Annotated in this window: 10 protein-coding genes and 1 riboswitch; of the genes, 2 read left to right on the top strand and 8 right to left on the bottom strand. The window is 51.3% G+C overall.

The genetic code is table 11. From position 1 onward, the window contains the following. Positions 1-13: 13 nt before the first annotated feature. Entirely contained in the window at positions 14-859 is an 846-nt protein-coding gene (djlA, locus tag AC2204_RS14250; RefSeq protein ID WP_318926343.1) for a co-chaperone DjlA, read from the top strand. 105 nt (positions 860-964) lie between these two features. Here djlA and AC2204_RS14245 read toward each other — a convergent pair whose 3' ends face one another. The 3 genes from AC2204_RS14245 to rapA all read right to left on the bottom strand — a co-directional run bounded on the left by AC2204_RS14245 (position 965) and on the right by rapA (position 5799). Further along, positions 965-1918, bottom strand: coding sequence for a D-2-hydroxyacid dehydrogenase (locus AC2204_RS14245; protein WP_318926342.1), 954 nt, complete (start codon positions 1916-1918; stop codon positions 965-967). A 132-nt stretch (positions 1919-2050) separates the two neighbouring features. Further along, positions 2051-2764, bottom strand: a complete 714-nt coding sequence (rluA, locus tag AC2204_RS14240) for a bifunctional tRNA pseudouridine(32) synthase/23S rRNA pseudouridine(746) synthase RluA (RefSeq protein WP_318926341.1) — start codon at positions 2762-2764, stop codon at positions 2051-2053. Between the two features lie 116 nt (positions 2765-2880). Continuing rightward, complete coding sequence (rapA, locus tag AC2204_RS14235) at positions 2881-5799, bottom strand: RNA polymerase-associated protein RapA (protein WP_318926340.1); 2919 nt, start codon at positions 5797-5799, stop codon at positions 2881-2883. Between the two features lie 296 nt (positions 5800-6095). Between rapA and AC2204_RS14230 the strand changes: the two genes are divergently transcribed. Continuing rightward, complete coding sequence (locus AC2204_RS14230; RefSeq protein ID WP_318926339.1) at positions 6096-7472, top strand: PhoH family protein; 1377 nt, start codon at positions 6096-6098, stop codon at positions 7470-7472. 162 nt (positions 7473-7634) lie between these two features. Here AC2204_RS14230 and thiQ read toward each other — a convergent pair whose 3' ends face one another. From thiQ to leuD, 5 genes are all read right to left on the bottom strand, one after another. After that, positions 7635-8360: a thiamine ABC transporter ATP-binding protein gene (gene thiQ, locus AC2204_RS14225; RefSeq protein ID WP_318926338.1), complete on the bottom strand. Its 726-nt coding sequence runs from the start codon at positions 8358-8360 to the stop codon at positions 7635-7637. Between the two features lie 8 nt (positions 8361-8368). After that, entirely contained in the window at positions 8369-9964 is a 1596-nt protein-coding gene (gene thiP, locus AC2204_RS14220; RefSeq protein WP_413466706.1) for a thiamine/thiamine pyrophosphate ABC transporter permease ThiP, read from the bottom strand. An 81-nt stretch (positions 9965-10045) separates the two neighbouring features. Continuing rightward, entirely contained in the window at positions 10046-11035 is a 990-nt protein-coding gene (gene thiB / locus AC2204_RS14215; RefSeq protein ID WP_318926337.1) for a thiamine ABC transporter substrate binding subunit, read from the bottom strand. 98 nt (positions 11036-11133) lie between these two features. Further along, a riboswitch (TPP riboswitch) is annotated at positions 11134-11248 on the bottom strand. A 73-nt stretch (positions 11249-11321) separates the two neighbouring features. Continuing rightward, on the bottom strand, positions 11322-12104 hold the full coding sequence (locus AC2204_RS14210) for a DUF547 domain-containing protein (RefSeq protein ID WP_318926336.1): 783 nt from the start codon (positions 12102-12104) through the stop codon (positions 11322-11324). Between the two features lie 97 nt (positions 12105-12201). Next, entirely contained in the window at positions 12202-12804 is a 603-nt protein-coding gene (gene leuD, locus AC2204_RS14205) for a 3-isopropylmalate dehydratase small subunit (protein WP_318926335.1), read from the bottom strand.

Here is a 12804-nt window from a genome sequence, read left to right as displayed (position 1 = left end):
CAGAGAGTACAGAATGCAGGTGTGGGGTAAGCTTTTAGGCGCATTTTTTGGCTTCCTTCTTGGTGGTCCATTTGGATTGTTTTTAGGCCTGTTTTTAGGCCATAAGTTCGATAAAGCCCGAACAAATATTTATCGCAGTGGCGGTTTTGGCCGTTTTGGTTCGCATCAAGCCAATAGCGCTGAGCGCCAGGCGGAGTTTTTCTACGCGGGTTTTGCGGTGATGGGCCATATGGCCAAATCGAAAGGCCGGGTTACTGAAGATGAAATCCGGGTGGCCAGCGCCATTATGGATCGTATGGGGCTGCATGGCGAATCTCGCCGTCAGGCGCAAAATGCCTTCAGAGAAGGGAAGGGAGAGAGCTTCCTGCTTGACGAAACACTTTCTAGTGTCCGCCGAAATTGTGCTGGACGCGCTGATTTATTACAGTTTTTCCTAGAGTTACAGATCCAGGCTGCGTTTGCCGACGGTATATTACACCCGAGTGAACGCCAGTTACTGCATGTTATAGCCCGTAGTTTAGGTTTCTCTTCGCAGCAGCTAGAGCGACGCTTGCACATGCAAGAAGCGGCGTTTCGTTTTCAGCAGGGTGGCTTTAATCAGCAAGGTCAGCAGCAAGGTGCTTACCAGCAGGCTCCGACGCGTGATCAAGTGGCGGATGCCTATGAGCTGCTGGGAGTGACTGATGGAGCATCGGCTCAGGATGTCAAACGAGCGTATCGTAAGCAGATGAATGAGCACCATCCGGATAAGCTGGCGGCGAAAGGCCTGCCGCCGGAAATGAGGGAGATGGCTAAGCAGAAGGCGCAAGAGTTGCAGGCGGCTTATGACCTGCTCCGTAAAGAAAATGGTTTCAAATAGTTAACCTGTAGTTCTACCGGGCGGGTTGATAACGGGAGCTTTTGCTCCCGTTTCTATGCCGAGTCCATTAACCATCGGAATGGTTTGATAACGAAGGGGTTGGTATTACATGACATTTTGCGGTTTACCGGCGATAAAGGCATTGAGATTGTCGATAAGCTGGTTAGCCAGCGCCTGAATTGAGGAGTCTGAACCCCAGGCAACATGAGGGGTCAGTAAAAGCGTGGGCAGTTCCGCATTGGCGACGAGAGGATTGCTGCTGTCTGCGGGCTCCTGGGTAAAGACATCGACACCCGCACCGGCAATCGTGCCATTTTTTAATGCTGCGACCAGGGCGGCCTCATCAACTAACCCCCCTCTCCCGGTATTGATTAAGATGCTGGTAGATTTCATCTTATCCAGCTCGGCTGAGCCAATCAGGTTGGTTGTCTGCTCGTTTAACGGACAATGCAGCGTCAGGACATCGGCTTGCGCCAGTACCTCGTCAAATGGGGTGTAGCCTTCACGACAAGCGACTCTTCCTTTGTGTTCGGCAAACAACACCTGCATGTCCAGTGCAGTCGCTAATGTAGCGACCGCCTGTCCGAGCCCGCCATGGCCGATGATGCCCAGCGTCGATCCTGCAATATCCCCAATCGGGTGAGTAAAAAAACAGAATTGTTTTTTTTGCTGCCAGACACCGGCCTGAATATCCTGATGATATCCGACTAAATTACGTCGCAGCGCAAACATTAACCCAATGACATGTTCCGGTACCGATCGGGTGGCGTAGCCTCGGATGTTAGCCACGGTGATCTGATTTTGGTGACAATAATCGAGATCGACGTTATTGGTGCCTGTCGCCGCCACTGCCACCATTTTGAGCTGTGGTAACTGACACAGGATATCGGCATCAAGAACCACCTTGTTGACGATCACAATGGTGGCGTCCTGCAGGCGCTCAACGAGCTGGCTCGCATCGGTGGCAGGGTATTCAAGCCACCGGTGTGCAAAGGCTGGCTGCGGCATTGGGATATGAGCGGGAATCGTGGCGCGATCGAGAAAGACGATAGTTTCCATGTCAGTTGATCCGATTTGGTTGTAAGAGGAGTCATTTATATCAAATCCGGATGAAGTCTCAACCCGGGTCTGTTTATGTATCAACATTGCGGCAATTATGTCGAAACAGACACAGACCCAGAAACGTTGATATTATTGAACTGCAGCGGGCAATTCGAGAGTTTTTTCTGGCGCCTCAGGAAAGAAACTGCATGGGGCAAACAGGTGCATCGGCTGTTCGGTATAAGGATGTGCGAATGTCAGTTCTGCGGCGTGCAGCTGCAGGCGAGGAGCCATTGTTCTGGCTTCATCGTGGGCGTAGAAACGATCCCCCAGAATAGGGTGGCCTAATGCCAGCAGATGTACCCGGAGCTGGTGCGAACGGCCGGTAATCGGTTGCAGGCGAACCAGGGTGGCGTTCTCTTCCCGTGCGACTACCTCGTAATGAGTAACCGACGGTTTGCCATCTTCAAAGCAGACTTTCTGTTTCGGGCGGTTTGGCCAGTCGCAAACGAGTGGCAGGTCAATCGTGCCGGTATCTTGTTTTAAGTGGCCCCACACCCGGGCGTAGTAGATTTTTTGAGTCTGGCGTTTTTGGAACTGGATTTTCAGGTGGCGTTCGGCATTTTTATTTAGGGCCAGGACAATCAAGCCAGAGGTCGCCATGTCAAGGCGGTGGATAATCTGGGCGTGCGGGTAGTCACGCAGAACTCGGCTAAGCACACTGTCATAATGCGCCGGATCCCGCCCCGGATTTGAAAGCAGTCCCGAAGGCTTGTTCAGGGCAATGATATCGCGATCGAGGTGAAGTACATCCAGCCAGGGTTCGACGGGTGGATTGTAGTCCAGCAATGGCAATGGTTTCATGAGTTACTCGAATGATGTAGGTGGAAGTAAGCACAATGGGTGTCATCGGAATACTAACATAAAAGCCGCATGATACTGAGCATCACGCGGCTTCACATGAACTGAAAGCAAGTGAATTAGTTGTGGCTGACCACAATCAGACGCAATGAATCCAGCTGTACCTGAGCTTTACTGATATAACCGGTCAGATCCTGGATCTGGCTTTCGATCAGTTCCAGTTCATCGTCACGGATATTCGGGTTGACCGCTTTCAGAGCCCGGAGGCGATTCAGCTCTGCCCGCAGGCTGGTTTCCATGTCAGCCTGAGCCGCTTCACGTACTGTGACTTGCTCTTTGACGATTTCTTGCTCAGCCTGAGCAATCAGGACATGGATCTCTTTTTGCACCGAGTTGACCAGTTTGCTGGCTAAATGGCGGTTAACCGGACTTAGCTGACGGTTAAAGCCTTCAAACTCCACTTTCGCCGACAGGTTATTCCCTTTGGCATCCAGTAAGATCCGAATAGGGGTCTGTGGCAGGAAGCGGCCAATGCCCGATTGTTTCGGTGCTTGAGCGTCGACCACATAAACCAGTTCAAGCAGCAGGGTGCCGGCAGGCAGGGCTTTGTTTTTCAACAGAGAAACCGCCGTGGTACCAACGCCTTCAGACAACAGTAAGTCGATACCGCCCTGGATCATCGGGTGTTCCCAGCTAAGAAAGTGCAGGTCTTCACGTGACAGCGCGGTGTCGCGCTCAAAGGTGATGGTGCAGCCATCGTATGGTAGCCCCGGGTAGCTGGCGACCATCATATGCTCAGATGGCGTTACGACAATCGCATTCTCACCTTTGTCGTCTTGATTCAGGCCAATGGTATCAAACAGACCCAGTGCAAAGGCAACCAGATTGGTATCCCCGTCTTTAGCGGCAATTTGCTCGCTGAGTTCGCGTGCTTTTTCCCCGCCGTTGGAGTGGATCTCTAGCAGGCGATCGCGGCCTTGTTCCAGTTTGGCTTTCAGCGACTGATGCATCGCCGCACTCTGCTCGATCAGGCTTTCCAGTACATCGGCGTCGTGACTCTCGCTGGCCAGCAGCTCAATCAAGTCATCTCTTACCGCTTCATATACCGCCCGGCCGGTCGGACAGGTTTCTTCAAAAACATTCAGGCCTTCGTTATACCAGCGAGCCAGCAGCGCCTGCGACGTGCCTTGCAGGTGTGGTACGTGAATTTCAATATCACGCAGCTGGCCGATACGGTCAAGGCGACCGATACGTTGCTCCAGCAGATCCGGGTTGATCGGCAGATCAAACATCACCAGCTGATTGGCAAACTGGAAGTTACGGCCTTCCGAACCAATTTCTGAACAGAGCAGTACCTGAGCCCCTTCATCTTCCTGGGCGAAGTAAGCGGCGGCTTTATCGCGTTCGATGATAGACATCCCTTCATGGAACACGGAGGCACGAATACCTTCACGCTCGCGAAGTGCCTGCTCCAGGGTCAGCGCAGTCTGGGCGCGGGAGCAAATGACAAGTACCTTCTCGCTGCGATTGGCTTTCAGCATATCAAGCAGCCAGTTTACGCGCGGATCGAAGTTCCACCAGGTTGCTGATTCCCCTTCAAACTCCTGATAAATATCTTCCGGATAAAGCAGTTTAATTGCTTTTTGTTCGCTTGGCACTTTGCCTGACATCATGCCAGCGACACGCATTGCCGTCTGATACTGGTTCGGTAGTGGCAGCGGGTACATATTCAGGTGGCGCTGCGGGAAGCCTTTGATCGCCGCCCGAGTATTACGGAACAGCACGCGGCCGGTACCGTGACGGTCCATCAGGTTATCGATCAGCTCATGGCGTACCGTCTGTGATTGTTCATTATCGATCTCGCCAGATTCGATAATACGCAGCATCGGCTCGATATCTTGCTCTGACAGCAGCGCTGTCAGGCTCTCTTTGGCATCATGGTCCAGTTGTTCGCCGGACAACAGGCGGGAGACGGCTTCGGCTACCGGTGCGTACTGGCGCTCTTCTTCAACAAAAGCGCCATAATCGTAGAAACGATCCGGATCGAGCAGGCGCAGACGGGCGAAGTGGCTTTCGTGGCCAAGTTGCTCCGGAGTTGCGGTGAGCAACAGTACGCCAGGGGTTTTTTCGGATAATGCCTCTACCACCTGATACTGGCGGCTCGGTTTGTCTTCGCTCCACTCCAGGTGGTGCGCTTCATCGACGACCAGCAGATCCCAGTCAGCGTCCAGAGCCTGCTCAAAACGGCGGCGGCTCTTACGCAGGAAGTCCAGCGAACACAGCACGTATTGCGCGGTCTCAAACGGGTTTGACGCATCGGCATAGGCTTCAACGCAGCGTTCTTCGTCAAAAATTGAAAAGTGGAGATTAAAGCGACGCATCATCTCAACCAGCCATTGATGCTGAAGCGTTTCCGGCACCAGGATCAGGATGCGCTCGGCACGGCCTGACAGTATTTGCTGGTGGATGATCATGCCCGCTTCAATGGTTTTACCTAAGCCGACTTCATCGGCCAGCAGCACGCGTGGTGCGTAACGACGACCGACTTCATGGGCGATGTATAACTGATGCGGGATTAAACCGGCACGCATACCACACAGGCCCCGAAGCGGACTTTTATGTTGTTCGTACTGATTTTTTAGCGCGCGGTAACGCAGGGCAAACCGATCCATACGATCGATCTGGCCGGCAAATAATTTATCCTGCGGTTTGTTAAAACGGATTTGGTGGCAGAGGAAAATTTCACGCAGTGTAACGTTCTCTTCCCCGGTGTCTGTGCGGGTACCGATATAGGTAAAGACGCCACCACTTTCTTCAACGTTTTCAACGTTTAGTGACCAGCCTTCATGGCTTTCAACCACATCACCAATATTAAACATTACACGGGTAACAGGAGCATCATGGCGTGCATACAAGCGGCTCTCTTCACTGGCGGAGAACATCAGGGAGACAGTACGGGCATCTGCTGCAACGACAGTGCCTAAACCTAAATCACTCTCTGTATCACTGATCCAACGTTGGCCCAAAGCAAATGGCATAGCGGTAAAAACCTTCTAATTATTTGATATTAAGGAAAATGTGAAGCCCGACGCTTTGTGATCTTTGGGCTACACTGAGATTAAGTGTAAGCCAGAATTCGCATCGGTAAAAAGGGGAGTCATGTTACTGCATGATGTGATTGAGGTCACGGCGAAAGTTGCCCAAATCCGTCACAGTATTTTTGTCACATTTATTTCATGATCTCCGGTCTTTAATAGTAACTACCGTGTTTTGACGTACGTTTAAGTGTAGTGGCAATTTATTTTGCTATCAGGATGCTACCAAGGAGGTGCTTATGGACGATTATGCACGGAAAATCTTTGTACTTGATACCAATATTCTACTTCATGAACCTCTCGCGATTTATTCTTTCCACGAGCACGATGTCGTTATTCCGATGACGGTACTGGAGGAGCTCGATCGGATTAAAGACAGTAAACGTGATGTTTCCCGCGATGCTCGGGTAGCCATCCGCGCGCTGGAAGATATCTTCCACGATGCCACCCCCGAGCAGATTTCTGCCGGAATTCCTTTTACTCATGATGGCGGTCATAAAGGGACGGTTGCTATTTTTGCCGATTACACGATCAAAGAAATGGTGCACGCATTTGCTGATAAGGCCGGCGATAACCGGATTCTTAACGGGGTTCTGTACCTGCAATCTCACTATGCTCCGCGCGAAGTCGTATTGGTAACCAAAGATATCAATATGCGGCTGCGCGCCAAAGGTGCCGGCGTCTATAAGGTTGAGGATTATCGCTCTGATCAGCTTATTGATGATGTAAAATTATTAAGTAAAGGTTTTCATCAATTTGACGGGCTGTTTTGGGATCGGGTCGGGGAGTGTCAGACGGAAAGCCGCGGGCGTGCCACCGTGCATACCTTGCCGACAGAGCTGTTTGAGGCTCCTTATCTTAATCAGTACCTTCTTGATGACGGAGATGATTTTGCGGGCCGGATCGACAGTATTGATGGTGCAACGGTCACGGTCAAAGATCTGGGTCATGAGCGATTGATGCACCGCCAGGCATGGGGGATCCACCCTAAAAATGTCTATCAGGGAATGGCGCTGGATGCGATGCTCGACCCTGATATTGATCTGGTCATTCTGACCGGTCCGGCCGGGTGCGGTAAGACGATTCTGGCAATGGCCGCCGCGCTGGAGCTGGTGATTGAAAAAAGCATGTATGACAAGATTATTGTCACCCGTAACACTCCGGAAATTGCCGAATCTATTGGTTTCTTACCGGGGACGGAAGAAGAAAAAATGATGCCGTGGTTAGCGGCGGTAACAGATACTATGGAAGCGCTACATAAAAACGATGTTTGTACTGATGGCTCAATGAAATATATCTTTGAGAAAGCCAATATTCAGTTCAAATCCATTAACTTCATGCGTGGCCGTTCAATTCAGAATGCGTTTGTATTGCTGGATGAATGCCAGAACTTAACGGCTTCACAAATCAAAACGATCATTACCCGTTGCGGTGAAGGTACCAAACTGGTCTGTTCCGGTAACCTGTCTCAGATTGACTCCAGTTATCTCTCACCCGTTACATCGGGCTTAACCTATATTGTCGAACGCTTTAAACACTTTGAAGGCAGTGCCAACATCTACCTCAATGGGGTTGTCCGCAGTCGTCTTGCTGAATTTGCGGAAGAGAATTTGTAGTAAAGGGAAAAGCGGTCCAGTGGCCCTGTGGTTCTGTGGCGGTGTTTGTTGTTGCTCTTATTGACCGTATGGGGCTTTAGAGCAAACTTGCAGAACCATAGAACCATAGAACCATAGAACCATAGAACCATAGAACCATCGAACCATAGAACCTCACACATCTTAAATACCTAAGTACTTCTTCAATGCTTCATCTTCAGGCTCGACCAGCACTTGCCGCGTCGGGCCTGACACCGTCACTTGCCCCTCATAGATGAACGCGCATTTATTGGCAATTTTCAGGGCATCTTCGGGGCTGTGGGTGACCATCAGTACGGTGATTTGCTGCTCTTTTGCGAGGCTTTTTACCAGTGTTAGCATTTCTTTGCGCAGCGCCGGATCGAGCGCCGAGAACGGCTCATCGAGTAACAGTAAGGGTTGCTGCCGGATCAGGCAGCGTGCCAGCGCCACCCGCTGTTTCTGCCCGCCGGAGAGTTGTTCCGGCAGGCGGTCGAGATACTTGCTTATTCCCACCCGAGATGCCGCGACGACTATATTCTCTTTATCTTCCCGGCTTAGCTTTAATCCGGGGTGGATCCCAAGGCCGATGTTTTCAAACACTGTAAGGTGGGGGAACAGGTTGTGATCCTGAAACAAAATGGAGAGCGGACGCTCGGCGGGCGTTTGGCTTGTTATCGGCTGCCCGGCAATGTGCAATTCACCGCTGTCAGGGTTAAGAAAACCCGCCACCATGGCTAACAAGGTACTTTTCCCGGCTCCGCTAGGGCCGATCAATGCCACGATATCGCCTTTTTCAGCCTGCAGGTCGAATACCATAGGTTGTATTCTATTCTGGGCTGACTGGCCGGGGTGTACATAGTGGTGACATAAGTGATTGAGTTTGAGCATGATGACTTCTACTTTTTATGATCAGAAATAAGAACTTTCTCGACCAAGGTAAATAATCCGAGGCTGAGTAATAGCAGCAGCAAGGCCGCCACGGCTGCGGCATCCATCTGATAACTTCCCAACAGCTGAAACAGATACAGAGGAAGGGTCTGGAAATCCTGACTGCCAAATAAGGCGATAGCCCCTAAATCACCGAGCGAGAGCACAAAACCGATCGCCAGAGCCTGGGCGATCGGTTTGCGCAGGGCGCGCCACTCAACCAGCCGCAGGCGTGACAGGCCGCTCATTCCCAGGCTCTGGCACAATGGATTGTATTGCTGAGCGACATGGAGCATTGGCTGGCTCAGGGTTTTTATCACATATGGCAGAGCCATTAACGCATTGACGAAGATAATCACCCAAAGAGCGGTGGCAAAGACATCGGTATACTGGCGCAGCAGCAAAAAGATCCCGGTGCTGAGCACTAAGCTGGGGGTAACCAGAATAATGGTGCCGAGCAGTTCTATTCCATCAGCACGAAGTCTTTTATTGTGCAGGCGCCAGTGGCGACTGGTCAGTAAGATAGCGAGACCACTGAAGACGGCGATCAGGCAGGAAACCACCGCGATCCTGAGTGAATTTGCGATGGCTTGCCACAGCGCGGGCTCGGCCAGTTGCTGGGGAAGTTTACTGTTGAGCCCGGCACCAATGACGGCGAGTAAGGGCGGCAGAACGAGCAGCAGGGCTAGGCTGATCCAGCTCCAGTCCCAGATTTTTGCCCGTCGATTGTCGAGATAATTAGGTTGGTGCTCTGCCACCGAGCCCGTCAGGGTTGAAAGTGGTTTCGCAAATCGCAGGGTGAATAACACTAGGCTGCAGCAAATCAGCATTTGCCACAACGCCAGAACGGCTCCGGCTGCCAGGTCGAAGTCATAGCGCAACGCCTGATAAATTGCCAGCTCGATGGTGGTGGCTTTTGGCCCGCCGCCCAGTGACATAATCACCGCAAAACTGGTAAAGCAGAGCATGAAAACCAGACCAATCACATGAGGCAGCTGTTGCCTTAAGCGCGGCCAGGCAATTAGGCGGAACTTACTCCAGCCCGTAATACCCAGATGGGCTGCCAGTTTATGCTGTTCAAAAGGGATCCCTTCGATACTTTGCAGTAACAGACGGGTGGCTAACGGTAAGTTAAGGAACACATGCGCCAGCAAAATGCCGTTTAAGCCATAAAGGTTAAACGGTAGCGGCTGCTGCCAGATGCCCAGTATGGCAGCCAGCAGGCCGCTTTTGCCGTAAATCGCCAGCAGGCCAAAGACCGCAACCAGTACCGGTAGCACCAGAGTCATCGCAAATAACCGCAGCAATAAGCTACGGCCGAAAAACTGCCGACGCGACAGCGCATAGGCAACCGGAATAGCCGGCATTACGCTGAGCAAGGTCGAGAGCAAAGCCTGATAAAAGCTGAATCCCGCCACGTGGCGCAGATAGGGGTCTTGCCAGATCTTCAGAGAGTCAAAGTCGGTCGCCTGACTGATCAACGCGGTGATGGCACTGATCACCACGATGGCGATCAGCCCGGCGGTGATCATGCCGGGCAGTGAAGCACGAAAACGGGTATTCAAAAGTCAGTGACCATTATTGATAATATTCTTTTTTTGTAAGCGCTCTTCAGTCAGAGCGCTCAGTGGAGGGATGTAGCAGCGCTATTGCGTAAGGGCATTCTGCCATTCGCGGATCCAGCCGCGACGTTGTGATGCCACTTCCTTTGCACTGAATTGCAAGGCTTTCTCGGGCAGGGTTAATTGCTCAAAACCTGCCGGTAATGCTTGTTTGGTGACAGGGTACATCCAGTTACCGGTTGGCATTGCAGACTGGAACTCATCACTCAGAATAAACGTCATGAACTGATCGGCCAGTTTGGCATTTGGACTGTTTTTCAGCTTAGCCGCCACTTCAACCTGCATGTAGTGACCTTCACTGAATTCTGCGGCCCGGTATTTGATCTCTTTGTCAGCAATGATGTGATAAGCCGGAGACGTGGTGTAAGACAGCACCATGTCAGATTCCCCTTTAAGGAACATGTTGTAAGCTTCAGACCAGCCCTTGGTGACGGTGACTGTTTTCTTTGCCAGCTGCTGCCAGGCATCGGTTGCCTTATCGCCATAGACCGACTTCATCCACAGCATCAGGCCTTGCCCCGGTGTCGACGTGCGGGGATCTTGATAGATCACGCTGATATCATCACGTTGGATCAGCTCTGCCAGGCTCTTGGGCGGGTTAGTTAGCTTTTCCGAGTCATAGACAAAGGCAAAATAGCCGTAGTCGTACGGAACAAAGGTTGTATCACTCCAGCCATTGGGGAGGTCAACGGCACCGGTATCGACATTATGTACGGCCAGTAAGCCTGTTTGCTTGGCTTCCGCCATCAGGTTGTTATCTAACCCCAGCAAGATGTCCGCTTTGGTGCTGCGGCCTTCCAGGCGGACACGGTTTAGGATCGACACCCCGTCATCAAGGGCGACGAACTCAAGGTTACAATTGCATTGGGCTTCAAAGGCTTTTTCGATGGCCGGGCCCGGTCCCCAGTCTGATGCAAATGAGCTGTAGGTATAGACCGTTAAGGTATTGTCACTGGCCCATGCCGAGCTTGCGGCTAATAAAGACAGAGAAAGAATTGGTAGTCGTTTTTTCACGATGCGCTCCTGATGCCCAACATCCTGCGGGACAATTATTTCAAGTGAGCGAAGGTTGAGAAGGTGTTGTCTGATGCTTTTGCTCTGGTAAAACAAGCAGCGGCTATTTTCTCAATTCCTACGCCAGTATGACCTGGTTCAGGTTCAATGGGTTCTGCGTCAGCAATCTCAGCCTTAGTTGCTTAAACAACATCGACTCCCCAATGAGAACGGTAGCTATTGTAATGCGCTAAGCAGTCTGTTGCCAGCGTAATACGCCTGTGCTGATTTAATGGCGTGCACTGTCTTATTCTGTTTCATTCAGCGCCCAGTCGTAATCATAGCTGATGTGGTTAAGTTCCACTGGAGCCCCTTTCCAGTATTGATTCAGGTGATTTTGCAGTGCGGCCTTATTACCAAAATCCTCGCCATACCAGTCATAGATAGAGGAAAGGCGGACTTTATCGCCTGTCAGCTGAACGCCCTTGGTGCTGTTCACAAAGCGGATGGCGGCCTGGTCAAGTAAGTCTTCGCTATTGCTGGCAGTAAAGGCCTGAGGCTGAAGATCCGGGCACCCCAGGCTGGCACAATTGACGACATAATGGATACGCGGATCTTGCCAGATCGGGCGTAAAATACGGTGCTCTATGTCATTGAGTGACAATTGTTTGCCATTGATGGTGATCAGATCCTCATCCCAAGGTCCGAAAGTGAAGAACCCACCCAGTTTGGTGATCGATTTCAGCGGGTAATTATCCAGGATCAGTCGGACGGTGAGCGCATTGTAGAGGTTAACCCAGTAGGCAAATTGCTCGCTTTTTCGATACTTAAGGGGATCGCTGGCGGTGAGGGAGCGGATATAGCGGTCAAGATCCCACTTATCATTGGCGGAAACTGCGCGGTAGCGAAACAACGTCTGCTGAGGTTGCTGCACGAGATACTTGTCCAGCAGTTGTTGCCAGAGGACATGGGAAACTGCGGTGCTATTGGCTTCATTGCTTTGCTGCCAGTAAGGCCACAGATCGGCTTTTGGGGCTGCCCAAAGACTATTCGACACCATTAACAGGCATAGCGAAAGTAAGGTGCGCATCGTTGTTCCCTTATTGTGGCTAAAAGCTAGCATTCAACGGCTTAGGTATAAAGAAAAGGCGCTCAGACAGAGCGCCTTGGGTTAGTGATTGCTTACGTTAAACAAGAAATGACGGAATGTTGTTTTCGTATTCCGTGATTTCGTCTTCATGCTGCAGGGTCAGACCAATGTTATCAAGGCCGTTCAGCAAGCAGTGGCGACGGAATTCATCAATTTCGAATGAATACGACTTGCCGTTAGCGGTCACTGACATCGCTTCCAGATCGACGGTGATCTCGGCACCTTCGTTAGCTTCAACGTAGTGGAATAGCTCATCGACTTCCTGCTCTGTCAGGCGAACCGGCACCATTTGGTTGTTGATTGAGTTGCCATAGAAAATATCGGCAAAGCTGGGCGCAATCATCACTTGAATGCCGTAATCAGCCAGTGCCCATGGGGCATGTTCACGGGATGAGCCACAACCGAAGTTTTCCCGAGCCAGCAGGATACTGGCTCCCTGATAACGCGGGTAGTTCATCACAAACTCCGGATTCGGTTGCTCGCCGGCATCATCTAAAAAGCGCCAGTCATGGAACAGGTGCTTACCAAACCCTGTGCGTGTTACTTTTTGCAAAAACTGCTTAGGAATGATCGCATCGGTATCAATATTCGCGGTATCAAGTGGAACCACTAATCCTGTGTGCTGTTTAAAACCTGTCAT

It is taken from the genome of Photobacterium sp. (genome assembly GCF_057456235.1).
This window is presented reverse-complemented; position numbering and strand designations above follow the sequence as displayed.